The organism is Desulfobacter sp., assembly GCF_050177295.1.
Genome location: NZ_JBFXHE010000019.1, coordinates 1 through 25,871 on the forward strand (window position 1 = coordinate 1; position 25,871 = coordinate 25,871).

Annotated in this window: 24 protein-coding genes; 6 read left to right on the forward strand and 18 right to left on the reverse strand. The window is 48.6% G+C overall.

What is annotated here, in order from left to right; genetic code table 11:
* On the reverse strand, positions 1 to 1,244 hold a 1,244-nt coding region (locus AB7U36_RS02960; RefSeq protein ID WP_428158319.1), incomplete at its 3' end, for an ammonium transporter.
* 38 nt (positions 1,245 to 1,282) lie between these two features.
* Positions 1,283 to 1,621: a P-II family nitrogen regulator gene (locus AB7U36_RS02965; protein ID WP_035237388.1), complete on the reverse strand. Its 339-nt coding sequence runs from the start codon at positions 1,619 to 1,621 to the stop codon at positions 1,283 to 1,285.
* 547 nt (positions 1,622 to 2,168) lie between these two features.
* Between AB7U36_RS02965 and AB7U36_RS02970 the strand changes: the two genes are divergently transcribed.
* Positions 2,169 to 3,221, forward strand: coding sequence for a tetratricopeptide repeat protein (locus tag AB7U36_RS02970; protein ID WP_428158320.1), 1,053 nt, complete (start codon positions 2,169 to 2,171; stop codon positions 3,219 to 3,221).
* A gap of 158 nt (positions 3,222 to 3,379) precedes the next feature.
* Here the strand turns inward: AB7U36_RS02970 and AB7U36_RS02975 are convergent, their stop codons facing one another.
* From AB7U36_RS02975 to AB7U36_RS02985, 3 genes are read right to left on the reverse strand one after another with little or no spacing between them, the layout of a single operon-like run.
* The gene (locus AB7U36_RS02975) at positions 3,380 to 4,114 is read right to left on the reverse strand and encodes a M48 family metallopeptidase (protein ID WP_428158321.1); all 735 of its coding nucleotides are present in this window, start codon (positions 4,112 to 4,114) and stop codon (positions 3,380 to 3,382) included.
* On the reverse strand, positions 4,114 to 4,779 hold the full coding sequence (locus AB7U36_RS02980) for a tetratricopeptide repeat protein (RefSeq protein ID WP_428158322.1): 666 nt from the start codon (positions 4,777 to 4,779) through the stop codon (positions 4,114 to 4,116). The genes AB7U36_RS02975 and AB7U36_RS02980 overlap by 1 nt, the downstream gene beginning before the upstream one ends.
* 35 nt (positions 4,780 to 4,814) lie before the next feature.
* A complete protein-coding gene (locus AB7U36_RS02985; protein WP_428158323.1) occupies positions 4,815 to 6,257 on the reverse strand; it encodes a M99 family carboxypeptidase catalytic domain-containing protein in 1,443 nt (480 codons plus the stop codon).
* Between the two features lie 228 nt (positions 6,258 to 6,485).
* Here AB7U36_RS02985 and AB7U36_RS02990 point away from each other — a divergent pair, with 228 nt between their 5' ends.
* Positions 6,486 to 8,765, forward strand: a complete 2,280-nt coding sequence (locus AB7U36_RS02990; RefSeq protein ID WP_428158324.1) for a hypothetical protein — start codon at positions 6,486 to 6,488, stop codon at positions 8,763 to 8,765.
* Between the two features lie 158 nt (positions 8,766 to 8,923).
* Positions 8,924 to 10,225, forward strand: a complete 1,302-nt coding sequence (locus AB7U36_RS02995) for a CBS domain-containing protein (RefSeq protein WP_428158325.1) — start codon at positions 8,924 to 8,926, stop codon at positions 10,223 to 10,225.
* A 29-nt stretch (positions 10,226 to 10,254) separates the two neighbouring features.
* On the opposite strand, the gene AB7U36_RS03000 is transcribed toward AB7U36_RS02995, so the two are convergent.
* From AB7U36_RS03000 to AB7U36_RS03015, 4 genes are all read right to left on the reverse strand, one after another.
* On the reverse strand, positions 10,255 to 10,959 hold the full coding sequence (locus AB7U36_RS03000; RefSeq protein WP_428158326.1) for a glutamine amidotransferase: 705 nt from the start codon (positions 10,957 to 10,959) through the stop codon (positions 10,255 to 10,257).
* Positions 10,960 to 11,022: 63 nt separating this feature from the next.
* Positions 11,023 to 11,952, reverse strand: a complete 930-nt coding sequence (locus AB7U36_RS03005; protein WP_428158327.1) for a sensor domain-containing diguanylate cyclase — start codon at positions 11,950 to 11,952, stop codon at positions 11,023 to 11,025.
* A complete protein-coding gene (locus AB7U36_RS03010) occupies positions 11,949 to 12,563 on the reverse strand; it encodes a hypothetical protein (protein ID WP_428158328.1) in 615 nt (204 codons plus the stop codon). Before AB7U36_RS03010 ends, AB7U36_RS03005 begins: the two co-directional genes overlap by 4 nt.
* 14 nt (positions 12,564 to 12,577) lie before the next feature.
* Positions 12,578 to 12,937 (reverse strand): response regulator, encoded by a 360-nt coding sequence (locus AB7U36_RS03015; protein WP_428158329.1) that lies wholly within the window; start codon positions 12,935 to 12,937, stop codon positions 12,578 to 12,580.
* Positions 12,938 to 13,384: 447 nt separating this feature from the next.
* Here AB7U36_RS03015 and AB7U36_RS03020 point away from each other — a divergent pair, with 447 nt between their 5' ends.
* Positions 13,385 to 14,248 (forward strand): DNA ligase, encoded by an 864-nt coding sequence (locus tag AB7U36_RS03020; RefSeq protein WP_428158330.1) that lies wholly within the window; start codon positions 13,385 to 13,387, stop codon positions 14,246 to 14,248.
* On the opposite strand, the gene AB7U36_RS03025 is transcribed toward AB7U36_RS03020, so the two are convergent.
* The gene (locus AB7U36_RS03025; protein WP_428158331.1) at positions 14,228 to 15,325 is read right to left on the reverse strand and encodes a hypothetical protein; all 1,098 of its coding nucleotides are present in this window, start codon (positions 15,323 to 15,325) and stop codon (positions 14,228 to 14,230) included. The genes AB7U36_RS03020 and AB7U36_RS03025 overlap by 21 nt on opposite strands.
* Positions 15,315 to 17,729, reverse strand: coding sequence for a DEAD/DEAH box helicase (locus tag AB7U36_RS03030; RefSeq protein WP_428158332.1), 2,415 nt, complete (start codon positions 17,727 to 17,729; stop codon positions 15,315 to 15,317). Before AB7U36_RS03030 ends, AB7U36_RS03025 begins: the two co-directional genes overlap by 11 nt.
* Positions 17,730 to 17,856: 127 nt before the next feature.
* On the opposite strand from AB7U36_RS03030, the gene AB7U36_RS03035 reads away from it, so the two are divergent.
* Positions 17,857 to 18,399, forward strand: coding sequence for an NADPH-dependent FMN reductase (locus AB7U36_RS03035; RefSeq protein WP_428158333.1), 543 nt, complete (start codon positions 17,857 to 17,859; stop codon positions 18,397 to 18,399).
* Positions 18,400 to 18,486: 87 nt separating this feature from the next.
* On the opposite strand, the gene AB7U36_RS03040 is transcribed toward AB7U36_RS03035, so the two are convergent.
* The 7 genes from AB7U36_RS03040 to AB7U36_RS03070 all read right to left on the reverse strand — a co-directional run bounded on the left by AB7U36_RS03040 (position 18,487) and on the right by AB7U36_RS03070 (position 23,379).
* A complete protein-coding gene (locus AB7U36_RS03040; protein ID WP_428158334.1) occupies positions 18,487 to 18,894 on the reverse strand; it encodes a universal stress protein in 408 nt (135 codons plus the stop codon).
* A gap of 4 nt (positions 18,895 to 18,898) precedes the next feature.
* Positions 18,899 to 20,137, reverse strand: a complete 1,239-nt coding sequence (locus AB7U36_RS03045) for an Nramp family divalent metal transporter (RefSeq protein ID WP_428158335.1) — start codon at positions 20,135 to 20,137, stop codon at positions 18,899 to 18,901.
* A gap of 16 nt (positions 20,138 to 20,153) precedes the next feature.
* Positions 20,154 to 21,536 (reverse strand): sigma-54 interaction domain-containing protein, encoded by a 1,383-nt coding sequence (locus tag AB7U36_RS03050; protein ID WP_428158336.1) that lies wholly within the window; start codon positions 21,534 to 21,536, stop codon positions 20,154 to 20,156.
* A 181-nt stretch (positions 21,537 to 21,717) separates the two neighbouring features.
* Positions 21,718 to 21,915, reverse strand: coding sequence for a ferredoxin (locus AB7U36_RS03055; protein ID WP_428158337.1), 198 nt, complete (start codon positions 21,913 to 21,915; stop codon positions 21,718 to 21,720).
* A complete protein-coding gene (locus tag AB7U36_RS03060; protein WP_428158338.1) occupies positions 21,887 to 22,159 on the reverse strand; it encodes a hypothetical protein in 273 nt (90 codons plus the stop codon). Before AB7U36_RS03060 ends, AB7U36_RS03055 begins: the two co-directional genes overlap by 29 nt.
* A gap of 57 nt (positions 22,160 to 22,216) precedes the next feature.
* Positions 22,217 to 22,906, reverse strand: coding sequence for a DVU0298 family protein (locus tag AB7U36_RS03065; protein ID WP_428158339.1), 690 nt, complete (start codon positions 22,904 to 22,906; stop codon positions 22,217 to 22,219).
* Between the two features lie 122 nt (positions 22,907 to 23,028).
* Positions 23,029 to 23,379, reverse strand: a complete 351-nt coding sequence (locus AB7U36_RS03070) for a hypothetical protein (RefSeq protein WP_428158340.1) — start codon at positions 23,377 to 23,379, stop codon at positions 23,029 to 23,031.
* A gap of 578 nt (positions 23,380 to 23,957) precedes the next feature.
* On the opposite strand from AB7U36_RS03070, the gene AB7U36_RS03075 reads away from it, so the two are divergent.
* Positions 23,958 to 25,712 carry an AMP-binding protein gene (locus AB7U36_RS03075; RefSeq protein WP_428158341.1) on the forward strand — a complete coding sequence of 585 codons (1,755 nt, stop codon included), beginning with the start codon at positions 23,958 to 23,960 and terminating at the stop codon, positions 25,710 to 25,712.
* Positions 25,713 to 25,871: the final 159 nt, after the last annotated feature.

Below are 25,871 nucleotides of genomic sequence, written 5' to 3' on the forward strand. Positions count from 1 at the left end.
GATACTCTTAAGCCCATGGTCGCGTCAATGACCTTGAACAGGATGAAAGCCGTGCAAAATGTCCATGCAAAGCAGGAAACAATACCAATGCACTGTACGGAAAGAATCTTAATGCTTGTGCCGCCGATGTTAAAGATACCAGCGGCAAGGGTTCCCCAGGCACCGCATACACCGTGTACGGAAACTGCACCAACAGGGTCGTCAATTCTGATTTTATCAAAAAACAGTACGGCAAAGACAACCAGAATACCGGCGACGGCGCCGATCAGAATGGCTGAACCAGGTGTAACATTGGCACAGCCGGCAGTAATACCCACAAGACCTGCCAGGGCACCGTTCAAGCTCATGCCCACTTCAGGCTTTCCAAACTTAACCCAGGAGACGATCATGGATATAACACAGCCTGTGGCAGCAGCCAGGTTGGTATTTACAAAAATCATTGCAATGTCTTTATTTGCAGCAGTGGTGGAACCCGGGTTGAAACCAAACCAGCCGATCCACAGGATAAACACGCCAAGGGCGGCCAGGGGGATATTGTGACCAAGAATAGGTTTAACACCACCGTCTTTGGTGAACTTCCCAATACGGGGACCAAGAACGATGGCACCTGCCAACGCAGCCCAGCCACCGACAGAGTGAACAACTGTGGAGCCTGCAAAATCAATGAACCCAAGACCTTCAAGCCAGCCAGAACCGTTGAACAACGACCCCCAGGCCCAGGAACCAAAGATGGGATAGATCAATGCGGACAGAACCGCGCTGTAAATAAGGTAACCGGTAAATTTTGTGCGTTCAGCCATGGCACCGGAAACAATGGTGGCAGCAGTTGCGGCAAACACAACCTGGAACATCCAGAACGCCAGTACCCAGGGATCTCCGCCGACCTCAAAATCACTTAGGAAAAAACCGGTAGTACCGAAAAAACCGGTTTTAGAGGTACCGAACATCAGGCCGAAACCAATGGCCCAGAAGAAAAGTGATCCCATGGCAAAATCCATCAGGTTTTTCATCATGATGTTTACCGCGTTTTTAGCACGGGTGAAACCTGTCTCCACCATGGCGAACCCGGCCTGCATAAAGAAAACAAGGGCTGCTGCAATAAGGGTCCAGACATAGTCGGCATGGGTCTGGACCAGTTTGATGGCCTCGGCATTAGAGAGCACTGTCGGGGCCTCGTCTGTCCCGGCCCATGCTGCTGTGATGGTGCATGCCAACGAAGTCAGAATCATCAGTACATACTTCATTTTTTTTTAATCTCCTATTATGTTTAATAATTTAAATTTTATAAAGCTTCTGTTCCGGTTTCACCCGTACGAATACGGACAACATTTTCCACAGGAAGAACAAATATTTTACCGTCACCGATTTTTCCTGTTTTCGCTGTTTCTACTATTGTATCCACCACAGCCTGGACCTGGTCATCTGCAACACAGATTTTCAGTTCAACTTTGGGTACAAAGTCTGTCTGGTATTCTGCGCCCCGGTACACCTCTTTATGCCCTTTCTGGCGGCCGAAGCCCTTGACTTCCGAAATAGTCATTCCGTTAATGCTGATTTTGGCTAAAGCATCTTTAACCTCATCCACCTTGAACGGTTTAATTACCGCTACAATTTTTTTCATGTTTTCTTCCTTTGTTAAATGTGCATTAAAACAACTTACGCTTTGTAAAAAGCAAGAGGGGTGCCAAAAATCATATTTTTTAATATTTTAATACATCTGTTTGAAATTAAAGAATATTTATATATAAATCCCTCGAGGGCATCTTGAAATGAAATAACATTTTTGAAATTTAATTGATTACAATAATGTTATTTCATCCTCATTGTCAAAATTCAGCCGTGAAAATAAATACGTTTTTGTGTTTTCATGCAAAAGAGACAAAAATAAGAAACGGAAATGAGTATCCATAAGGGATCTAAAGAGGATTACAATTTCGTGCACGGTCTTTCCCCGGGAATAGCCCCGGAAAACAATTATGTAGAATATGGCAGGAGCAGACTGCAAGCGGCCACTTTGGAGATCAATACAGAACCAATGCGCAGCAGGAAGTTTATAATTTTTTTCCATTGACAAAAAATCAACCGCGCTACTATATATACGATTAATCGAAATATCAAACAAAGCATCACAATTGGCCGTATATTTATTGTGATTAGGTATACTGCTAATGCAAAAGAGCGTTAAAGAAAAAAAAGACGAAGAAAATGATGCGATTAAGGCATTGAGTTTATGCAAAACTGCCCGTGAACTTATTCGCGTTCGAAAGCCCAGACAGGCGGAAGACTTGTTGCTGGCGGCTCTGGAAATATTGCCTATAAACCCTTATGTACTGGTTGCGTTAGGTGATACCAAACGAATGCAAAAACAGTTTAGAACGGCTGCAAAATATTATCAAAGGTGCCTTGGGGCAGACCCGCTGAATCCTTTTGCCATGTCCGGTCTTGGCGACGCATACAGGGGCAGCGATAATCTGGACGGAGCCATTGGCATCTGGGCCAAGGCCCTGGATGCCTACCCTGAAAACTACCTTGTGATGACCCGGCTGGCTGATGCTTTAACCAAAAAAGGAGACCTTACCGCTGCCAGACAGATCTATGAAAAAGCCATCAACCTGAATCCTGATGACCCCTTTGCCCTGTCAGGCCTTGGAAATATCCTAGTCCGCCTCAAGGAATTTGACCTGGCCCGGCCGCTTCTTGAAAAGCTTGTGATCAAACAGCCCCAAAATCCCAGAGCCATTGGCGCACTGGCCAACTTTTACCGTCGGCAAGAGGATTTTTCCAATGCAAAAGCCCTGTTCGAACGGATTCTGGATATTGCTCCCCGGAATGTCTATGCCATGGACGGGCTGGCAGATTGTGCCCGGGGCAACAAAGAATACGAAAAGGCCAAACAGCTGTGGGAAAAGGCCATGGCAGCCGGAATGAGCCGAGCCATCGCAAAAACACGCATTGCAGATGCCTGCCTGCAGATGAAACAATTCTCCCAGGCAAGATATTATTACAATCAGGTGTTGTCTATATCTGAAGACCGATTTGCCCTGTATGGGCTACTGCGCCTTATCGAAGCAGAACCGGGGGATGAACGGGATAAAATTATTGATGCCGCAAAAATTCTGAGCCGGTTGTTTGCCCTTGATCCATTTGATGACCGGACACTGAATGAATTTAACGCCTTCAGGACCCGGTATCCGGAAATGGATGCCTATATTCAGGCCTGATTCAGGCCTTTATTCAGACAACCGCTTTTGCGCTTCTGCCGTCGACCTATTCCAATGGTGCGCGAAAGCCCAGACTCGGATTTGATTGCCGATATCGAAGGAAGCCGCCAATTTTTCAATGCCGTGTCATCCACAGATAAAAAAACTGAATCTGTGTCTTAAATCTTACTTAACTCTATTCTATCCAGGCGCATCTCGCTTTCCTTCCAGTCAGGCAGATATGTTTCCATAATCTGATAAAAGCGCTGTGTGTGCCCCGGTTCCAGCAGGTGAACCAGTTCATGGACCAGCACATACTCCAGCAGGCAGGGTTCCAGATGCACAAGAACCGTATTGATCCATATGCGCCTTGCAACCGTGTTACAGGATCCCCATCGGGTTTTCATCTTTTTCAGCCGGAATTCGGCCGGTGCCACACCCATGACAGGCTGCCATTTTTCAAGCAGAATCTGAATGCGTTTATTTAAGAGCGTACGCAGCCATCGATTCCACAGATTTGCCTCCTTTTTCGGATCAAAACCGGAAGGTGCCCGGATAACGATTTCGGATTCGGATTCGGGGCTCAAACAGATTCCGGGCCGGGCATTGCAGGTCCCACGCACCACAGACAGTTGCCGGCCCCATACCATGCATGAAAAGCTGTCCTTCATTGCCAATAATGGTTTAAAAAGCGGCGGCCCATCGCCCAGAGCAGTTAATTTTTGCGTTAACCAGGCAGATTTGGACTGAACGGCATGTTCAAACGCTTTTTGGCTGATCCGGGAAGGCGCGGAAATCCGAACAATTTTTTTATCCGGGTATATCCTGAAATAGATATGGCGGATACGTTTATATACCAGTTCATATTGCCACCCTTTGGGGGTGGCGGGAAAAATCCGGTTTAGATCCTGCATTACCGGGCTTTGGTTTTCAGGGTTTCAATCAGCTCAGACACCCGTTTTCCCCCGGATGTCCGGGCAGTTGGATTAACTTTTACCAGCTGTTCCCAGGCCTCAATGGCTTTGGGGAGATCATCGAGATCGTGCATATAGACAATGCCCTTGTTAAACCAGGCGGTTTCAAAATCAGGCTGAACAGCAATGGCCTTGCCAAAAGCCTCCAGGGCTTTTTCAGGTTCATTGTTCCGTCGATACATCACCCCAAGGTCTGTGAGAACATGTGGATTGTCCGGCTGAATGGACAGGGCTTTCCCATAGGCATTGATGGCATCCCCAAAACGGTCCAGATCAAAAAAGGTATTGCCCAGTTCGATCCAGACTTGGGCATTATCGGGATTTTCCTTCAAAAACGCCTGCATTTCCCTGATACGAGGATCTGCCATGGTTGCAAGATCCGGTCTTTGATTTTCACCCGCCCCTTTTTCAGGCGCCGACATGCTTTTTGGCATATTCCCTACCATGCCCGGCGGCATATGTCCCATGCCCGGCTGCCTTGAATCAGCCAGCTTGAACGATGTATATGCGGTGCCAATCAAAACCCCCAGTGTCAGGGAAATGAGAATGGAAATATAAAAAGTCTGACGGGGGATCATTTTCTCTTTTTTTGTATCTGGATTCATTTTTCCTGCTTTAAAAATTCCTTGTCAATTATTCACTACCTGAACACCTGTTTTTTGCTACTGAAATGGCTGGTGGTCCCGACCATGTCGGCGGTTTTGTTCCAGAACCTGAAGTCCGCAAGCACCATACCATTGAATTTTCCCTGGCTATAGACTTCAATCCTGAAAATCAGGCCGTCCCGGTCAATTGAAAAACGCTGCATACAATCATTTTTGGTGACAAGAACACCTGTTTCGTCCTCTATATCCTGTTTTGAAAATCCAATAATGTTCACCCGGTGATCCGGTATGGGATGCACCATAAACTGCTCTTTAACCGGAATCCTGGAACCAAAGGGAACTATTTTTTTCTGGCCGTCAACCTCCATCTCAATATTGTCTATTCCCAGATCATACTCAAAATACTGGGGGCTGAGACGGGAAAGGCAGCGGTTGCCGTGGTACAGACTGAAATCGGATTTATTGTGCACCAGGGCCATCAGCGGATTATTGACCAGAAACTGCAGCCTTTTGTCCTTTTCCATGGGCAGGTAATTGATGCGATTGCGTATATTTTCAGCATAGAGCAGAATTCTGCGCTCACCCAGGGTCAGGGCAATATCTTTGTCAATGGCCTTTTCTATTTCATTCCTGGTTAAAGAAAAATCACGTTCAAAAGAAATCCCGGCCTTTTTTAAAAAGGATTCAATGGCCAGAAGGTGATAGTATACACGCCCGGGGGTCAGAAAGGACTTGCTGGCTTCAACACCAAAGGCGGGTTTCTCATTTTTCATGGCAAAAAAGGTAAGTGTTTTTGCCATTTCCTCGTCCCCTTCTGCTGTCCGGGTATTTTTAACGCCCACCGTATGACCGGGATCAATAAGATGGGCATTGACATCTTGGGCACACTGCTGTGCCGTGACTGCAAGATCACAAAACAGGCCTGTGTATTTTACAGGCATCCGGGCCTGGTCAATGATAATGCTTTGCCCCCACCTGTCAGGATTACGCAGATTGCTTTCACAGGTGGGCGTAAAAAATCCCGAGCCGTCATGCAGATTTAAAATAAAATCCACGTCCGGGTCAGTGATCATTGACTTTATTTTAGCAATGGTCAGCCGTTCGGGATCTGTTTTGCTCACCTGGTTAAATTTGCGGTTCATGTCCCCGTAAACACCCCGGCTGCGCTTAATAATACTTTCAAAATTGAGGTTAGGGACCACAATGACCTGGCCGGACAGAATTTTATACCGGGTGGCAATAAGGGCCGCAGCATTAAACCCGCCCGGCTCATCCCCCTGGATGCCGCCCACGATCAGGGCTGTTTTTCCGGGAATCTTTGATGCCAGGGTATGCACACTGAAACCAAGGCCGGATTGGGATGCAAGCACCGGCCCTGCAGACCAGAAAATAGCAGCGATTCCCAAAACCGGCATCACCGGCAAATGCCGGGCCAACAGGCAAAAGAGTCTCATATAAAGATAATATCTTGATATCATGATATTTATTAATACAGACGGATTATTCCTTTGGGTTTCTATTCTTATCCTGAATACATTATCAAATAGCAGGCAAAATGGAAACGCCCCTGCAAACTTCCCTTAAAAAAAAATATTTACCTCCCCCAAAAAAATAAAGTTAAATTTTCCCAGGGAAATTTTACAAGAAATGTGGCATTCTGGAATCAAAAAATCCGGCCAGGCCTGAAGCAGCCGAAGCAGTTCCGGATGGAGCAGAATATCCTTGGGGGAAAGGTTACGGTCATGGGAGCAACCACCAGAAAACCACAACCAGGCCAGGGTCATACAGGAAATAACCTTAGCGCATTTGGCGGCGTTTTTACGCCGTCCATCCTCACAATTCTCGGTGTAATCCTGTTCATGCGCGCCGGGTTTGTCATTGGCCAGGCCGGTATTTTTCAAACCATTCTGATTTTGTGCCTGAGCCATGCCATCACACTATTGACGGCAATTTCCGTTTCAGCAGTATCCACAAATACGCCTGTTTCGGCAGGTGGTGCCTATTTTCTGATATCAAGGTCCATCGGACCTGAGCTTGGCGGAGCCATTGGGCTGGCCCTGTTCTGCTCCCAGGCCATTTCCGTTCCGTTTTATATCCTGGGATTTACCGAATCCATGATCCGGACCTTTCCGGCCCTTGGAGTCCACTTCAGAACCATTGCCCTGATCACCACCGCTTTTCTGTTCATTATCACCCGGGCCGGTGCCAGATGGGCCGTGCGGGCACAGTTCCTTATCATGACGGTTCTGCTACTTTCCATTCTCGCGTTTCTGGGAGGGGCCCTGGTTCACTTTGACATTCACCTGTTTTCAAAAAACTTCGGGCCGGGCTATACAAAGGACATATATACGTTCTGGAAAGTCTTTGTCATCTATTTTCCGGCAGTCACCGGTATCATGGCAGGCATCAGCATGTCCGGGGACCTGAAGAATCCGGCCCGGGCCATCCCGGCAGGCACCCTTGGCGCAGTTGCCACAGGGTTAATTGTGTACGGGCTTCAGATCCTTTTATGCGGCGGGGCCCAATCCCGGGAAGAACTGATTTACTCATCCTTTGAAACACTTTGCAGCCAGGCGCTTTTTAACGCCGGATTCCTGGTGGTTGCCGGTGTGTTTGCAGCCACCCTGTCCAGTGCCCTGGGATCCTTCATGGGGGCACCCAGGGTGATCCAGGCCGTTGCCAGGGACCGGCTGATCCCCATCCTGCACCCTTTTGAAAAGGGGGCAGGCCAGGCCAATGAGCCGGTCAGCGCCCTGTGGCTGACCCTGGGTTTAACCATGGCCACGATCCTGTGGGCAGGCAATGGCAACACCGGCCAGGCATTTAATATTCTGGCGGGTGTCGTCACCATGTTCTTTCTTTACACCTACGCAATGATCAATGTTGCCGCCTTTGTTGAATCCTTTGCCGGCAACCCGTCCTTCAGACCGGGATTCAGGTACTATCACTGGCTGCAAGCCCTTGTCGCGGCGGCAGGGTGTGCGGTCACAGCCTTTTTGATTCACCCGCTGACAGCGGTTTGTGCGGCAGGCATTATCTCCGCGATGGTTGTACTGCTTAGACGCAGATCCCTTAAGGTCCGTTTCGGTGACGCACGATGGGGTTTTTTCTACTCCAGGCTTAAAGCCAATCTTCACCAGCTTTCAATCATGCCCGTTCACCCCAAAAACTGGCGCCCGGCGGTTCTGGTGTTCTCGGGAAACCCTAAAACCCGTTTTACCCTGGTGCAGTATGCCCTGTGGATCGGCGAGGAACGGGGCATTGTAACCCTGGTCCGTATCCTTCCCGGCAATATCCAGGACCTCATGGAAAAAAGGCAGACCGCCTTAACCCAGCTAAAAAAAACCTTCCAGGATTACGGCGTCAGCGGTTTCTCAACAGTCATGGTTTTACCCGATCTTGACCAGGGCATCTGCGCAGCGCTCCAGGCCCATCCCCCCGGCCCCCTGAAGCACAACACCGTAATTTTCGGCTGGTCATCAGACCCGGCCAGAGCCCAGTCCTTTACGCGGCATTTGCGCATTGTCCGGGCCATGGGAATGAATCTTGTCATAATCAACGCCAAGGGGCTTCCCCAAGATCCGGAAAAAATATTTATCGATATCTGGTGGCGGGGCAAAAAAAACGGATCCCTGATGATTATCCTGGCCCATCTTCTCACGCTGAACAGGCCATGGGCTGATGCAACCATCAGGCTGTTCAGAATCATCCAGGATCCTGCCGGGATGCAGCCGGCAAAGCAGGCCCTGGAAGCGCTGCTGCGAGAGGCCAGGGTAAAGGCTGAAACCAGGGTCATCGTGTCCACGGATTCCTTTGAAACAGTCTTTAAATCCATATCAACCGACGCATCGGTTGTTTTCATCGGCTTCAACCTGCCTGAACAAAGCGAAGCAGAAGCGTTTCAGGCCAGGTACACCCGGACACTTGCCCCTTTGCCCACCCTTATCATGGTCTCGTCCGTTGGGGACTGTGATCTGTTTGCTTAAATTTTAACACGATAAAAGTTGAGGCATTCTCGAATAATGATTATATAATATGTAAATGGATCAACAAAACGACTTAAACGAGCCTATTGAAATGATATCCGGCAAAATATCTGATCAAGATCCTGCCATGAAAACACTTCCGCCAATAAAGAGGTTCTATGAAAATCATCACCACACATAAAGGTTCTGATTTTGATGCCCTGGCATGCCTTGTGGCAGCCACCATCATATATCCCGATGCCAGGCCTGTCCTTCCCGGGACAGTTAATGCCAACCTTAAGAATTTTTTAGCCATTCACAAGGATATTTTTAATCTGTGGGCACCCAATGAAGTGGATCTGGATACTGTGGACACCCTTATCTGCGTGGACACACACTCATGGTCCCGTCTGGACCAGCGGTTAAGCGTTTTATCCGAAAAAACCGGCCTTGACGTCATTGTCTGGGACCACCACGAAGACGGGGATATTGACGCCCGGGAGTCACATCTTTCCCGGACAGGGGCTGCAGTTACCCTGCTTGTCCAGCAAATCCAAAAGGAACGTAAACTGATCACCCCGATTCAGGCCACCTTGTTTTTAATCGGCCTTTATGAAGATACAGGCCATCTGTCCTATCCGTCCACCCTTCCCGAAGACGCTTATGCTGCAGGATTTCTGCTGGACCGCAAGGCGGATCTCAATATCCTGGGCACCTTTTTGCAGCCAGCCTACGGCAAAAAACAAAAGGAGATCCTCTTTGACATGATCCAGCGGGCAGAACGAAGTGAGATAAAGGGGTTTTCACTGAGCGTATCCCAGGTGGAAATCCTTGGGCGGGTGGAAAACCTGGCCATGGTGATGCAGATGTACCGGGAACTGATGAATGTAGACCTGGCCTTTGGTATATTCAAGGACGTGGAAAAAGATAAATGCATGGTGATCGGCAGAAGCGGGGTGGATGAAATCAATATTGGCGTGCTCATGCGCTCCCTGGGCGGTGGCGGCCATCCCGGAGCCGGTTCAGCCCTGGTCAAGGGTGCGAATCCGGATGCATTATTAGAAACCGTTCTGGAATTGCTCAAGGGCAACCAGTATTCCTCGGTCATGCTGTCTGATATCATGTCATACCCTGTGGTAACGGTAAAAGCGGGCACCCCTGTGGGTGATGTGGCCATGATGCTTCGGGAGATGGGGTGTTCGGGCATGCCGGTTGTGGACGATGACGAGAATCTGGTGGGCGTTGTTTCAAGACGGGATTTCAGAAAAGTCAAAAAGTCAAATCAGATGCAGTCACCGGTTAAAGCCATTATGAGCCGAAAAATTATTACCATTGATTATGATAAAAGTGCCTTTGAAGCAGCCCGCCTCATGATCAGGCATGATATCGGAAGAATTCCTGTCATGAAAGATGGAAAAATCATCGGTATCATCTCCCGGTCCGATGCCATGATGTATTTTTATGATATGTTGCCCGATTAGCACCAAATCTGAGAAACGTGCACAGCTTTTCAAACCAATTCTGCAAATCTTTTTAAAAGAGACGCCGAATACGGCGTCTCTTCTATCTGCTCAAAAAGTTGCCCGGGATCCAAATCAGCGGATCTGACATCCTCTATTAGATTCCGGATGTAGTCTTTTGTCGCATCTGAATTTGCCTCGGGATGGAACTGAACCCCCCAGGCATTTTTACCGATTCGAAATGCCTGATGCGGCTCAAATTCGTTTCGGGCTAAAAGAGTTGCTCTGGGAGGCAATTGAATAACGCTTTGTGAATGGAATAGGTGAACTTTAAATCTGCCCGGCAATCCCATAAATAAAGGATCATGATTACAGCTTGGCAGCAGCTCTATTTCTCTGGTGCCGATTTCAAGACCAACAGGATGAAAATCGACAATTCCATCCATGGCTTTGGCAATCACCTGATGGCCAAAACAGATCCCAAGCAGGGGAATTTGATGATCAATGACCTTCTTTGTCCAATCTTCTAGTCTAAGGCACCAATGTAGACCATCTGTTACATAGGCATGAGAACCGGAAATGATTGCACCCCTAATCTGATTTGGTTCCGGCAGAGGGTCTGATTCAGCATTGACAACTTTAATTTCATGTTCGAGCTGGCCAAGACCCTTTGAGATCCAATCTTCAAAATCTCCATGTTTATCTATAAGATCTGGAAAGGTTTTCCCTGTTTTTACTATCACAATAGGCTTCATTTGTAACTGGCCTCAGATTAATATTCAAAAAGGTTATAATATTTAAAAATTTTCGGGCCAAAATCAAGGCCATAGGATAAATTTCTGGTCGCCCATGCATGCGGCCACCCGATTTTTTCCGTTGTGTTTGGCATGATATAAAGCCTCATCTGCTTGGTGAACCAGATCTGCTTGCTGGTTATCCTTGGAATATTCAGCCACACCAAAACTGCACTGCTGGTGGCCTGCCGCTCCAAAATCGTGGGCCGCCAGAATACGCCTGAGTTTATCTGCCACGGCAACCGCATTTTCCAACGCGGTTTGGGGAAGCAGAATACAAAACTCCTCGCCTCCCCATCTGGCAAAGACATCGCTTTCCCTGATGCTTTGGGCGGAAATGGTTGCGATCTCCTTGAGAACATAATCCCCCACCAAGTGTCCAAAGGTATCATTCACTGATTTAAAATTATCAATGTCTAAGATAATCATGGAAAAAGTGTAGTCGTGACGGTCCGCTTTTTTTATTTCTATAGCCAGAAGCTCATTAAACATTGTTTTGTTGTAGCATTGGGTAAGCCCGTCGGTTCTAGCCTGTTTTTCCACCAGCTTGAGTTGCGTCTCAATAATCGCATTTGCTTCCAGTAACGGGGTGGCATCATATATCAGGATGGCAGCCTGGGTGTCATCCAGGGCAGTGATTACTGAATCCTGGCGCATGAAACGAAAAATGGATTTTGTAATTTTGTTCAGTTTGATGGGAATAATGTATTTTTCCACGGATGCGTTCGTGAAGGCCGGGATTTTCAGCGTAAACGCTATATGGATTTTACGTTTTAGGATGGAAAATGAAGTACCTGGAAACAATTCCGGCAGGTGCTGTCCCCGGGCTTTTTCCTGACTGATCCCTGTATGCACGACCAGCCATCTGTTCCAGGACAGTATATTCAGATCCTTATCCGTGATGATAACCCCGTTTTCCAGGGTGTCAAGAATGTCAGTTTTCACGGGGGTCATGTATTCTCCTCTATAAATGCGTACAGGCTTTTTTCCAGCCAGACAAACATTTCATCATCAAACAGGATGAACAGATGACCGGTGATCTGCTCCTTCTCGAACTCCAGCAGGGTGGAAATAATAATCACCATGCTGTAGCCAGTTTTTTCCCGGCCCATAAACAGCCGATTGTTCAATTCGATGATAGGCGGGGAAAATGAGACCACCGAATTCAGGAGTTCGGCCAGTTTGCCAATGCAAGACGCCCCCAGTATATTGGCTATTTCCAAGATACTCTGCCGGATTTCTGCGTCATCGTCTTCCTTGTCTATGCATACTTCTTCCAGCAGACAAATCAGGTCCTGCATATTCGAAGCACTCTGCTTGTCTATGACAAACAGGATTTCGCCCTCAAAAGTCCCTTTAAACATCTGTGTGCTGATGTAGAGGTTGGGTTCATGGTTGTTTTCACCGAGAACGGCATGTTCCACTTCTCCAACAGGAACCACCTTAATTCCTGGCACCCTCAGTTGAGCAAAACTGTCAAACAGATCTGCAATTGCCGCCGTGGCAGACCCGTATGAAATATTGATCAACTCTTCTAATGCGTCTTTGATCTCGCTATCAATCATTTTTCAGGAAATCCTCATCGAATAGTGGCCAGGATTTGTGCGATACGAGTTTCGTCTATGGGCTTTTTTTCGATGCCTTTGGCTCCCAGAGCCAAAACCCGCTCCCTGGCCTTGGCCTGGATATCGGCCGTGATCACATACACCTGGGCATCTGGATCGTGGGCACGGATGATTTCAAGGGCTTTGAAACCGTCCATCTCCGGCATGGTCAGATCTAGAAATGTGATATCGGGTTTGATCTCCTTGTACAATTCCACAGCTTCCCGACCATTCACGCCCTGGAAGATTCTTGAACTGTTTTTCACATTTTCAGGGATGCGTTTTAAAATCATAGCTCTTGATAATTTCGTATCGTCAACAATCAAAATTTTCATAGTTCTCCTCAAATGCCAATTCAAATTGCTTTAAACATAGCACAAGTTTTATTTTTTTATCCAAAGAAAAACGTCTCTTCCTTTTAGAGCCTGTTTGGTAATTAGGGAATCGAAGCGAAATCTCATGAAAATGAGAACCAATTCCCCCAAATTTTCTGTTAATAGCCCGACTATTGACATAAAATTTGGGGGAATTGGGGCCATTTTCATGAGATTGCAGCCGATTCATCAATTACCAAACAGGCTCTTAGACTCAGCATTTTGTGATTAACATAATCTTTGACCATGGGATCGAATCCGGAATTTTGATTTCTGGATTTTCTGCATGTGTGCGGTGATGGGTGCATTCAAGAATTGAATATAAACCGGCTGACATTTCTTGACAAAAGCCGGTGTGGCATCTTACACTTCTTTTCAATTCCCAAATCAAATAAAGGGAGAAACTTTATGTCTGATTTCGCCAACCCTGTTTATCATAAAATTATCAGGATATGGTTAACAGGGACAATGGTGATCTTCTTTTTTTGCACGTTTTGTCAGGCAAAGGATTTACAGTTGCAGCAGGCCCGGTCCTATGCCGGAAAAGAAGACATTAAGGGCTGGGTAATGAGCGAAAAACTGGATGGGATAAGGGGATACTGGGACGGCAGCCGCCTGCTGACCCGAAAAGGGCTGCCCCTCCACCCGCCGCCATGGTTCATTAAAAATTTTCCTGCCTTTGAATTGGATGGCGAGTTGTGGAGCAAACAAGGGGATTTTGAGTTTATCCAGTCTGTGGTGCTTGATGCCGAGCCCGGCCCGGGGTGGGAAACAATCAATTACCATATTTTTGAAGTGCCCAACCAGAACGGGACATTTTTTCACCGGCTTGCCAGGGCAAAAGCGTGGTTCAAATCCCATCCCACCCCCCATGTCAGGGTGATCCGGCAGACTTTGATTCAAGATAAATCAGACCTGGACCGTTTTTTCCTTGACGTGACATCAAGGGGCGGCGAAGGCGTTATCGTAAAAGATCCGAATATGCCCTACCACACCGGCAGAAGCGCCCATGTTCTCAAGGTAAAAAAAGCCCGGGACATGGAAGGCCTTGTCATTGGTATTAACAAGGGAAAGGGAAAATATGAAAATGCCATGGGATCGCTTACACTGAAACTGGAAAACGGCGTTATCTTTAAATTAGGGACCGGGTTCACTGACCGGGTTCGGAACAACCCGCCTGCTGTCGGGACAACAGTGACGTTTAAATATCATGGGTTCAGCAAAAACGGGGTGCCGAAATTCGCCTCTTTTTTAAGACCCAGGGCCGACTGAAACAGCCCCGGCCAGGCAGCTCGGGCAGTTGATGTGCAGACTGGAACACAATCCCAGGCCGTAGGTACCGGCGCCGCAGGATTGGCAGGCAACCGGGTCCATGTCCTTGGTCACAGGATTGTAGGTCAGGGTAAAATCCGTATGGCTGCGGCCGGATATGAGCCGGGCAAACACCGTCACACAGGCAGAGGTCAGGTACAGGGCCGCTGCCGGTTTAAAATCAATACCGATGCCGTACTTGTTAAGCAGATCTTTTTTCTTGGCTGCAAGTTCGGCTGGAATCATGGCGATTTTTTCTTCCCGTTCCCTGACCAGGTCCTGGGAAAGCCCGGTTCTGCTGAGGTTTTGCCGCATCTCCGTTTCAAGGGCCTGGTAATATGCGTCAAGGCTTGCCGTATCCCTTTGAAACCGCCGGTTCATGCTGTCCACAAATGAGGCCAGCCGGTCTTCCACCAGGTTCTGTCCATATCGGGAGACAACGGTCCGGATCGCTTCAATTTCCTTTTCGTTTAACCCCCGGGCCTTTTTGACGCTGAATTCCTTTTGAACATGGGCAAGGCCCCGGGCCATGTCCGGGATAACCACACCGGTATCCAGGTTGACGCAGATCTCCACAAGCCCCTGTTTTATCTCATCACTCTGGGCGGTGTACCGGCAGGTCAGGACAAGATACCGGGTTCGTGCCTCTCCGGTCTTCATCACCCTGACCTTGGACTTATGGAATTGAAACCGGTCTGCAATCAGCCGGTCAAATCCCTGGGTTTTGATATAATCAAATTTCAGTTCAGCCCGGGCAAAGGGCGCGGATTCCCCTGCCAGGGTGAGCATCCGGTCAAGAAACGGGGTATTCAGCTGCACGGCATGGACCTTTAGCCGCCCCTGTTCCACAATCTCTTCAGGCCCCACCCGGAAAAAATCATCCACGCCAAGGGTCTGGGCCGCCGCTTCAGGCAGCAGGATATCCCGGGTCAGGCCCTGGTCTTCCACCACCCCTCCCCGGGCCTTAAAAAACCGGCAGGCAAAATCCATGGCATCAATCTGTTCATGCCTGTCCTGTTCATATCCGTTAGAGTTCATAGTTGTCTCCAAAAAGTTTGCCGTCCAGTTCCCTTGTTTTCTCATACCCTGTTTTAGCCCGTTTCAGTTTTGCGCCCAGCTTGGCAAAGGACTGGTCCCGCTCTTCCAGGCTTTGCGAATCCACCCAGATGTCGCAGACCATATCCGAGAACTCTTTCTCCCCCCTGACCCGGCCCAGGATCATGTCAATCTCTCCGATGACCATCTCAAACATATTGATTTTCCGGTCCAGAATATCCAGAATGTAATCCTCAATAGAACCTTGTGCGCAAAAATTATAGATCTGCACTTCCTTTTCCTGGCCGATGCGGTGGATACGGCCGATTCGTTGTTCAATCTTCATGGGGTTCCAAGGCAGATCGTAATTGACCATCCGGGAACAAAACTGGATATTGCGCCCCTCCCCGCCGATTTCTGTGGTGACCAGCACCTGGACAGTATCCTTAAACGCCTGGATGGCCGCATCCCTTTTCTCATTGGTCATGCTGCCGTGGAAAAGAACAAAGGAGACATCATTCCACGCCAGAAACTCAGCCAGGTGGTCCAGGGTTGCCGTGTATTTTACAAAGACAATGAGCTTTTCTTTGTCCGCCTTCACCAGCTTGAGCAACGCCATGTTCTTGGGGGTATCCGCCGTTGTCCGGCACAGGTTCCGCACCGCTTTGATCTCTTTTTCAATGTCCGGCACCCAGGACCGGCTTTCAAGCATCCGGTCCAGGGTGGCTTCCACTGCCTTAGGGGATGATCCGGCCTGGGCCAGCAAATTTTTAATCATCAGTTTGGCCTGCCCTTTGTCCTGATCGTTGAGCCGGTGCAAAAGGACCTGAAGCCGTTCATAAAAAGCTGTCTCGCCTTTTGTGGGCGCAATGCGGATGGTGGTGGCAAACCGGGGCGGAATATGAATCCCTGCCAGGGCCCGGGTATTTCTGATCATCACCTGGCTTAACAGGTGTTTGAGCATTTCCCTGTTCTGGGGGTCTGTGGGGTCTCCGCGCTTCATGAACCGCTCCCTGAAGGCGGTGGCCGTCTCAAGCTGCCCCGGCTTGAGCAGGGTGATCAGGTTGTACAGCTCCATGAGGTTGTTTTCCACGGGCGTGGCGGTCAGCAACAGGATGAATTTTTTCTTCAGGGCATTGACCAGCTTGAAATTCAACGTGGATTTATTTTTCAGATGATGGGCCTCATCAACAATCACCATGTCGTACTCCCGACCGGTGATCAGGTCCCAGTTTTTCTTTGACTTGGCCTGGTTGATGGACGCCACCACAAGGTTTTGTTCCCAGAAATCCCGGTCCCCGGATTTGAATTCCGGACTGTCTGTTGATGGCACCTTGAGGTTGAATTTGGATGCCATTTCTGTCTGCCACTGGGAAACCAGGGGAGTCGGGGTCAGGATCAGCGCGGTTTTCACCATGCCCCGGCGCAAATATTCCGACAGGATGATCAACGCCTCAATGGTTTTGCCCAGGCCCACCTCATCCGAAAGCAGGGCCCGTCCCCTGAACTGCTTGAGTACTTTTTTGGCGGTCTCCTCCTGGTACCAGAACGATTGGATTTGTGTAAGCCCCGGCAGGCAGATCAGGGTCTCAAAGGATTCCGCAAACCGGATTGCATGACTCATGAGCGCCAGTTCATACAAATCCGGCCCAGCAGTTTCAATGCCTGACAGGGCCTTGACAAACGCCTCTTTGTCAATGTTCACGGTCACAGGAACCGATGCCGGTTTTTCAAGCGCCTTAACCTTGACAGGGTGAACCCTTGATGGCTCAGGTGATGGATCAGGTGTCGGCTCAGGTGATGGATCAGGTGTCGGGGACGTCGGAGCAGCCACATCCACCAGGTCTTTGACGCCCGCGCCAGCCGGACGGTCCCGCAGCCTGTTCATTTCCGCCATCTGCCGGATCGCTTCCTCATGCCTCTGGGCTGCGGCAATTTTTCCTTTGCAATAGCCAATGATCTCTTTAATGGTGGTCTTGCTTTGGCGTTTATTCTCAATTTTAAGCTGTGTAAAATTTGTTAGCAGGGCTTCGGCGGTTTCCAGGCAACGCTCATATTTCCCCAGTTTCATTAAAAAAATGACCTGGTTATAACGCATAAAATCTTCTATTTTTCCGATTTTCTCAAGGCACTCCAGGGCATCCAGCTGCACCTGCGGGTCGTCGCACAACTGGCCTATCTGCCCCATGAGGTGAATCACAGCCTCTTCTTTGGGCAGCAACTTGACGGCTTTTTTTATGCATTTGAGGGCCTGGGAAAAATTTGGGGTGTCATGGTAATGAAGGGCTTCTTCATAGTAAAACCACCCTTTATCAGCGGCTGCCTGCCCTGCCCTGGCCCGCCTGACCTGCACCTGCTTTTGCTTGCGTTTTTGTTTGCGCTTTTCCGCGTTTGATTTTGCCAACATGCCTCCCTGATTTTTTATCCGCCGGTATTGCTGACGAACAATTTTGCAAAATGTCAGATTATAATGGTATATACTGAAATAAATGTGAAATCAAACCGCTATAACAAGACAAACAGGAGATGACAGCATGAAGAAAATCGGCATAATTGTTGGCAGCCTGAGAAAAGAGTCTTTTAACCGCTCTGTGGCAAAATACCTGGCATCGGTCGCTCCCAAAAGCTATCCTGTAAGCTTTCCCGATATCGGCAATCTGGAACTTTACAACCAGGATCTGGACGATACACCCACCGCTGCCTGGGTTGAATTCAGAAATGAAATAAAAGAGCTGGATGCCTTTTTATTTGTTACGCCTGAGTACAACAGATCCATCCCAGGCGTTCTGAAAAATGCCATTGACGTTGGGTCAAGGCCTTACGGGCAAAGCGTCTGGACCGGAAAGCCGGGGGGCATTGTCAGTGTCTCCCCGGGTGCCATAGGCGGATTTGGCGCCAGCCACCACCTGAGACAGGTACTCTCTTGTTTAAATGTTTACACCATGCAGCACCCCGAAGCCTATGTGGGAAACATTATTGAAGCATTGGATGATTCGGGTCAGGTGATTGCAGAAAACACCCAAGTCTTTCTCACCAAATACATGGATCGCTTTATTCACTGGATTGACCGGTTCTAATCGTGGCGGTGGTTCGGGCTGGCTGGCGCTGGCCCAATTTCTGATCCGGAAGAGACATCCCATGGGCTGACTCTTTTCCGAAAGGTTCTATTCAGGACCCAGCAGCAGCAGCGGAATGCTGATTTTTTGCTTAAGGGTCTTTGATATACTGCCGAACAGGATCTGACCAAGGGTTGAATGGCCGTGGGTGGCCATGGCCACAAGGTCGTAGTCTCCGTTCTGAATTTCTTCGAGAATCTGTTCATCCGGTTCGCCGCTGCGCTGCACCACTTCGGCGTCAATGCCCTGGTCAACGAGTTTCTGGCATCCTTGTGCCAACAAAATGTCTGCATTCCGGGTCAATGCCCGGTGCTCATCCAGTGTATGGGAATGAACCACGTGCAGCAAAAAGACCTTGGACCGGTTTTGGAGGGCAAGTTGGGCCACATGTTCAAGGATCCGGTCATCCACCGGTGAACAGTCCATGGTCACCAGTATGTTTTTATATAGTTGCATGATATCAGGCTCCTGTGACCGTGGTATAAAGCAGGTAAATATTTAAAACAATGACAATGGCCGAAATCACAATGGCTGCTGCAAATTCGGCCGGTCCCGAGGCAAATCTGCCCATGCGTTTTTTATCCCGGCACAGCATCAAAAGCGGAATCAGGGTAAACGGCAGCTGGAGACTTAAGACCACCTGGCTGAAAATCAAAATCTTATAGGTATCCATGGACAGGACAATGATTAAAAAAGACGGTATAGCCGTGGCAAATACGGAAAACCGGTATAAAAGGGTTCTGGGATCCTCGGGCTTTCCCAGAAAGCCTGTGATGACATTGACCTCAGCCATGGACGATGTCACGGAGGATCCTACCCCGGCAAAGACCAGGGCAACGGCAAAAAGGAATCCAGCCAAAGGTCCTGCCAGGGGGGTCAGCGTAGCAGATGCCTGTTCAATACTTGTGACCGAAGCCTGATTTTTTGCAAACACGGCTGCCGCCACAATGATCATGGCCGAATTAACCACCCATCCCATGATCATGGCCGCCAGAGTATCGGCTTTCTCGTAATTGAGCTGGGACATTTTTTCGTCTTCCGAAATACCCCATTCACGGGAATGAATGACGTTGGAATGCAAAAAAATATTATGGGGCATCACCACAGCGCCTAAAATAGCCATAGCAACGTAGATACTTTCCCGGTTCAGACGGGGGACCACCATGGCCGGAAGGGCTGCGGACCAGTCTGGTTTAACAATGTAAATTTCAATCAGATAGCAAAGGGCAATGATGGCCAGAAATCCCATGACAATCATTTCAAGCCGGTGGTAACGCTGGCTGACAATTAAAAAAGTCTCAAGGCCTACGGTCACAAGTGCGCCTACCCAGAGGGGCATGCCGAAAAGCAGATTGAACCCGATGGCACCCCCCAGAAGTTCGGCCACATCCGTGGCAACGCAGGCAAGCACAATGGTCAGGCCCAGCATGGCCGAAACCGGCCTTGAAAAGCGGTCCCTGATATTAACAGCCAGGGATTTGCCTGTAGCGATTCCAAGTTTTGCCGCCATGTTCTGAATCACAATGAGCATCATGGTACTCAAAGTGATCACCCACAGCAGTGAATACCCGAACCTTGAGCCGCCCTCGATATTGGTGGCCCAGTTACCCGGATCAATAAATCCTACTGTTACAAGGAATCCAGGCCCTAGGAATCTGAGCAGGGTCTTGAACCGGAACCGCTCCAAAATATTTACCATATATTCACCCTCCTTGTTAGAAGGCATCTGAAAAGGCTTTGATCTCCGGATGCTCGCTTAAAAAGCGGTACAGGGTTGCCCTTCCCACACCCAACACCCGGGCCGCTTTGGATTTGTTGCCTCCGGTTTTGACCAGGGCGGATTGAACATTTTCCTGATTGAGCTTTCCCCGGGCAAACTGTACCCCAGGCGCTGGGGGCTCAGTTAACAAGACAGGCCGCAGGGGATGCCTGGTGGATGCAAAGGGAAGATCCGTAGGAAGGATAACACTGCCCCGGGACCGGACCACGGAAAACTGGATCACATTTTTTAATTCCCTGACATTACCGGGCCAGTGGTAGTCCATCATCTCCCGAATGGTGTCAGGGGCCAGTTCCGGTACGGGCTTTTTGTTTTCTTTTTCCGCCTCCCGCAGGAAGTGATCGGCTAAAAGCGGGATATCGTTTTTTCTTTCCCGCAGGGGCGGCAGGTGGAGGGGAATGACGTTGAGCCGGTAGTAAAGGTCTTCCCTGAACCGGTCGGCCCGGACCTCTTCTGCCAGATCCTTGTTGGTGGCGGAGATAATTCGGATATCCACGCTGATCTTTTTTTCTCCGCCTACTTTTTCAAATGATCCCTCCTGGAGGAACCGTAACAGTTTGACCTGGGTTCTCAACGGCAGATCCGCGACTTCGTCCAGGAACAGGGTGCCTTTATGGGCCAGTTCAAACCGGCCTTTACGTTCCCTGACCGCCCCTGAGAATGCGCCTTTGACATGACCGAACAGCTCACTTTCCACAATGCCTTCGGGGATGGCCCCGCAGTTCACCGGTACAAAACTGCCGTTGCCGTAGGACGAAATGTCATGAATCGCATAGGCCACCCGTTCCTTGCCGGTACCGGTCTCACCGGATACGTGAACCGGATAGTTATACAAGGCCACATCCCGAATCTGCCGGAAAATGTCCTGCATGGCTTTATCCTTGCCGATGATGCCTGCAAAATTGGAAAGATCTTCAGCTTTCAGGGACAGACGTATGGAATCGGTCATATCCCGGAACGAGGCCACAACCCCCCGGATTTCCCCTGCATGATCCAGAATGCAGGAAACAGTCATTTCCAGATGCCGGGTGTCCCCTGTTTTAGTGACGATGGTAACCGGATACTCCTTGGTTCCGCCGGAAAGCTTCGGGGAGTCCTTGCAAAAGGAACATTTGGAACCACAGAACGGAGCCTGGAACACATCGTGGCAGTCTTTACCCAGGATCTCTTTTTTACTATATCCGGTAATTTTTTCTGCTTCCTTATTAAAAACAGTGATCATACGTTCTGTGGTATGTGCCATGACGCCAAGTTTAAGATTGTCCACCACGAGGTTGAGATTGTGCAGATCCAGCAGAGAGTGTGTAAATTTTTCCATTTTTTGATTTCCCGGCAACCCGCTTTCAGTATTAAATACCAAGCTGTTCTTGAACCGGTCTCTTAAATGGCACATTTGTGTATCAGGTGCAATGTTTTTTTGCATCTGTAAAAAGAAAAAAATAATGGGTGCTGAATGAATGTCCGGACTGTAAGGCTGAAAAGGGAATTGCGCCAGAACATTACTCCCAGGAAATACAGTCTCTGGGGCAGTTTTTCACAGCTTCAAGGATATCTTGGTCATCCTCATACCTGTCAAGGGGCCGTATATCCACATAACCTGCATCTTTGATTTCAAAGGCGTGGGGGGCCAGATCAATGCAGACCCCGCATTCAATGCAGCAGCCAAGATCAATCACCGGTTTTTTTTGTACGCGCATCAAAGTCTTCCTTTATCAATGGATTCATGTCAATGGATTTCAGCCACCAGCCCTTTAAAATATGCGCCTGTTTCTCTTTTTCAGCCAGGTCAAGAATCTTGTACCCTGTATCCAGCAAAATTCCATAAAGCACGCCGCAGCCGGGGTCTTCATGGTGTTCATATCCGGTCTGCGCCAGCGCTATCATTTTATGGGCCAGCTCAATGGTGCGCACGATGTTTATGTCACATTTTTTTTTCAGCATGGCAAATTCTCTTTAACCGTTTCACACCAGGGCAAGTAAAATTGGTAATGATTCATTTCAGACCCGTATCTGTTCAGGGGTGCAGGCAAGCACCATATCCGATATCTGGACAGCCGTAAAATCCCACCCTGTGTAAACATCAATGGAGGTTCTGTCTGCCTGGATAAAATCAGGCAGCACCATACATTCAAAGACATCGGCATTGGACAGCGCCCTGACAGCATATCCACGCTTTACCGGATCTTTAGAATCCAGATGGGCCTGGAGCTGTTCCCTGGTGATATCTGTCATATCCCCGGGTGCTGCGCCAAGATATGTGCCAATGCCCCACAAAACCCCGCGCTGGAGCATGTCATGTTCAATGTGGTTGCCTTTGTGATCCAGGTAGGAAAAAAGGATGCTTTTAAATTCCCGGGCCAGAGCCGGGCTTTTGCTTAAAATCTCTCCCATGGCCTCGGGTGACCCCCAGCCAATGCCGCCGGATTCGTCGTTCAAGTTCCACATGATCCGTCTCAAAATGACCCTGGCGTTTTCCAGGCAATTATCCGCAATCCTTGCGGCAAGATATCCCATGGCGGTCACGCTGCGAAATTTGATCAGCTCGTCCTTGTTGTAAAAATAAGAGAACAGATGTCCGGTGAGCTGGGCATCCGGAATCTGCCCCAGCCTGGCCAGGGCCTGGCTGCGGCTGCCAAGGGCAAGGATTTCGCCCACCTGTTTTTTTGTCTTTCTGCCGTAGGGTTTCATAGTTGTTCTCTTTCAAGTGTTTATTGCTGTTTCAGCCCGCCTTTTAAAACATCTTGGCGCCTGATTTAATTACCAGAAAAGCACAAATTATGCCAGATCGGGTTATGCCGGGCTGTTGGCCTTTATTGTATGAACTGCCCCAAAGCACTGAATTTGACCTTCAGTTCATGGATGTGTTTGTCATAGCTGTGCATTTTTATAACGGCCCGGGTAATCAGATAGCAGCCCAGGACAATCAATCCAAGATTGAGAATAACAAAGGGGATAACCAGGTGCAATACGTTGAAAATATTATAATATTTTGAGGTTGCGATCAAAAGCCCGACCACGGACAAGGGCAGTGCCAGCACAGCTATCCCGGTTCTCATAACAGCCAGGGATGTTCGCTTTTCCGCCAGGAGCAGCTGTACTTCGTTGATGACAATGGAATCAAATTTTTCCGAATTACCGGCGGTTTCAATTTGCGGTGTCAATGATTTTACTCCATATTTTATTTAGTGTAACTCAATCATATCATCCATTGAAAACTCTAATCTGTTTTTCATTAACAAAATTCATTCCAAAAGCACAGGCCTGACGGTTTTTTCAGTGAATCAGAAAAGAATTGCGTTAAATTACATCAAACACCTTGCCCATGCGTGTTCCAAACGATTTAAAAAAGGTACAGGCGGGTGTGAACACGCGGCCATGGTTTATCTGTCTCAAAAAAAGACACATAAATGTACCCCGATACAGGTATGGATAGTGGCTTCATGGCCCTTATATTCACAATTTAATTTCCAGGATAAGAGCAATGAATAAACTAAGTCAACGCCCATCCATATATAGGTTTATTAGCTTACATATACTCACTATATCAACCTACAACGTACCACGCTTATCACTGACATAAAAATTAAGTCTTAAACCGATTGGTAGAAAACTGCCGGCCTGGTATAAATGACAGTTTTCTAAATAATATACTTTTCTTGCGGGTTCTGCCTTTCAGGGCAAGGCAGGAGCGGCCTGAAAACAGGAAGTGTAATCAATCCATTTAACCGGGAGGGAACCAATGACGTTGAAACACTTTTATAGAGAGGTGATGGAACTCAATGGGATCCAGGATATGGCCCAACGTGAAATCAAAGCACAAACGTTTTTTAAAAGACTGAATTCAGCCGAATTACCCCAAACCTTTAACTGGGCCCAGGAAATTTTTGAAGATATACACGTCAAAGAGCGCCCGGACCAGTTGGCGCTTATCTGGGCAGACCTGCATACAGATGAACAAGAGCAGTATACATATACCCAGTTGGCTGAAAATGGTAATAAAGTATTAAATTTTTTGCGTAAAAAAGGGGTGGAAAAAGGCGACAACCTTTATATGCTGACGCCCATTGTCCCCCAAACCTGGTTTACCTCCTTTGCCGCCATTAAAGGCGGTTTTGTCGCTGTTCCCACAGCCACCACCATGACTGAACGCGAAATCCAGTTCCGTTTTGAAGCGTATCCACCGGATGTTGTCATTGCCCTTGAGAGCCTCGCCGGCCTGGTGGACGATGCCCTGGCCAAGGCCGGATGCACACCCAAGGCCAAAATTATTCTTGGCGAAAAACAGGGGTGGACATCCTATCCGAGGATCGCGGAGGAATCACCCATAGCCTTGCCTGCAACCATTAACAGTGAAGATGTTCTGTTCTGCTTTTTCACCTCCGGAACCACAGGGCTTCCCAAACGGGTGGGCCATTCCGCTGTCTCCTATCCTTTGGGCCACATGTCAACAGTCGTAACCATCGGACTTGAGCCCGGAGGCGTTCACCACAACTTGAGTGCGCCCGGATGGGCTAAATGGGCATGGAGCAGCTTTTTCAGCCCATTTAACGTCGGTGGCACTGCCACAGGCTTTAATTTCACCGCGCTGGATATTAAAAAATACCTAAGCTTTGTGGCCAAATATAAAATCAATTCATTCTGCGCACCGCCCACGGCCTGGCGCGCCTTTGTGGGCCTTGACCTGTCAGCGTATGATTTTTCGTCCTTGAAGTATTCGTTGAGTGCAGGCGAACCGTTGAATCCGGAAGTCATTGATCAGTGGCGGGAAGCCACTGGAACTGAAATCCGCGATTTCTACGGCCAGACCGAAGCCACATGCATGATCGGCAATCCGCCCTGGATGGAAGGCAAAATGCGCTTGGGTTCCTTTGGATATCCATCATTCATGTACGATATCATGTTAGCCGACGATGAAGGAAAACAGATCACGGAACCTGACACCACCGGCCATATCGTGATCCGTCTTTCCAACTGGCGCGCCATTGGACTGTTTCAGGAATATATCGGCAATGAGACAAAAACATCTGAAGCGTTTAAGCACGGCCTGTATTTCACCGGTGACAAAGCCACCTTTGACAAGGACGGCTACTGGTGGTTTGTGGGCCGCTCCGACGATGTCATCAAAAGCAGTGATTACCGGGTTGGCCCCTTTGAGGTGGAAAGTGCGCTGATTGAGCACCCGGCCGTCATGGAGACTGCCGTGGTGGGCGTGCCTGATCCCAAACGTCACCAGCTGGTAAAAGCGTTTGTCATTCTGATCCCCGGACAGAAACCATCGAGAGAGCTGGCGCTGGAACTGTTCAAGCACACCATTGATGTGCTTGCCAAGTTCAAGATTCCCAGAATCATTGAATTTGTGGAAGAACTGCCCAAAACCATCTCCGGTAAAATCCGGCGCATAGAACTTCGGGAAAACGAGGAGAGCAAAACCGCGGGCCAGGTAACTGAATTCTTTTATCATCAGTTCCCGGAATTAAGCTCAAAAAATAAATAACCCGAAACTGTAAAACCATCACAGAGGCATCAGGTTTTAAAAAACCTGATGCCTGTTTTTTTTCAAGGGCAACGCCGGGCTTTCTAATAAAGTTGAAAACTACTTTCTTTAATGGCAAAATAAAAAATCGTCAATTGTAAAGGCCTTGGGCCTGCATAG

Bases quoted from the DNA above. Each gene is read 5' to 3' on its own strand.
- AB7U36_RS02965 (WP_035237388.1), bottom strand. From the start codon at position 1,621: ATGAAAAAAATTGTAGCGGTAATTAAACCGTTCAAGGTGGATGAGGTT.
- AB7U36_RS02970 (WP_428158320.1), top strand. From the start codon at position 2,169: ATGCAAAAGAGCGTTAAAGAAAAAAAAGACGAAGAAAATGATGCGATT.
- AB7U36_RS02975 (WP_428158321.1), bottom strand. From the start codon at position 4,114: ATGCAGGATCTAAACCGGATTTTTCCCGCCACCCCCAAAGGGTGGCAA.
- AB7U36_RS02980 (WP_428158322.1), bottom strand. From the start codon at position 4,779: ATGAATCCAGATACAAAAAAAGAGAAAATGATCCCCCGTCAGACTTTT.
- AB7U36_RS02985 (WP_428158323.1), bottom strand. From the start codon at position 6,257: ATGATATCAAGATATTATCTTTATATGAGACTCTTTTGCCTGTTGGCC.
- AB7U36_RS02990 (WP_428158324.1), top strand. From the start codon at position 6,486: ATGGAGCAGAATATCCTTGGGGGAAAGGTTACGGTCATGGGAGCAACC.
- AB7U36_RS02995 (WP_428158325.1), top strand. From the start codon at position 8,924: ATGAAAATCATCACCACACATAAAGGTTCTGATTTTGATGCCCTGGCA.
- AB7U36_RS03000 (WP_428158326.1), bottom strand. From the start codon at position 10,959: ATGAAGCCTATTGTGATAGTAAAAACAGGGAAAACCTTTCCAGATCTT.
- AB7U36_RS03005 (WP_428158327.1), bottom strand. From the start codon at position 11,952: ATGACCCCCGTGAAAACTGACATTCTTGACACCCTGGAAAACGGGGTT.
- AB7U36_RS03010 (WP_428158328.1), bottom strand. From the start codon at position 12,563: ATGATTGATAGCGAGATCAAAGACGCATTAGAAGAGTTGATCAATATT.
- AB7U36_RS03015 (WP_428158329.1), bottom strand. From the start codon at position 12,937: ATGAAAATTTTGATTGTTGACGATACGAAATTATCAAGAGCTATGATT.
- AB7U36_RS03020 (WP_428158330.1), top strand. From the start codon at position 13,385: ATGTCTGATTTCGCCAACCCTGTTTATCATAAAATTATCAGGATATGG.
- AB7U36_RS03025 (WP_428158331.1), bottom strand. From the start codon at position 15,325: ATGAACTCTAACGGATATGAACAGGACAGGCATGAACAGATTGATGCC.
- AB7U36_RS03030 (WP_428158332.1), bottom strand. From the start codon at position 17,729: ATGTTGGCAAAATCAAACGCGGAAAAGCGCAAACAAAAACGCAAGCAA.
- AB7U36_RS03035 (WP_428158333.1), top strand. From the start codon at position 17,857: ATGAAGAAAATCGGCATAATTGTTGGCAGCCTGAGAAAAGAGTCTTTT.
- AB7U36_RS03040 (WP_428158334.1), bottom strand. From the start codon at position 18,894: ATGCAACTATATAAAAACATACTGGTGACCATGGACTGTTCACCGGTG.
- AB7U36_RS03045 (WP_428158335.1), bottom strand. From the start codon at position 20,137: ATGGTAAATATTTTGGAGCGGTTCCGGTTCAAGACCCTGCTCAGATTC.
- AB7U36_RS03050 (WP_428158336.1), bottom strand. From the start codon at position 21,536: ATGGAAAAATTTACACACTCTCTGCTGGATCTGCACAATCTCAACCTC.
- AB7U36_RS03055 (WP_428158337.1), bottom strand. From the start codon at position 21,915: ATGCGCGTACAAAAAAAACCGGTGATTGATCTTGGCTGCTGCATTGAA.
- AB7U36_RS03060 (WP_428158338.1), bottom strand. From the start codon at position 22,159: ATGCTGAAAAAAAAATGTGACATAAACATCGTGCGCACCATTGAGCTG.
- AB7U36_RS03065 (WP_428158339.1), bottom strand. From the start codon at position 22,906: ATGAAACCCTACGGCAGAAAGACAAAAAAACAGGTGGGCGAAATCCTT.
- AB7U36_RS03075 (WP_428158341.1), top strand. From the start codon at position 23,958: ATGACGTTGAAACACTTTTATAGAGAGGTGATGGAACTCAATGGGATC.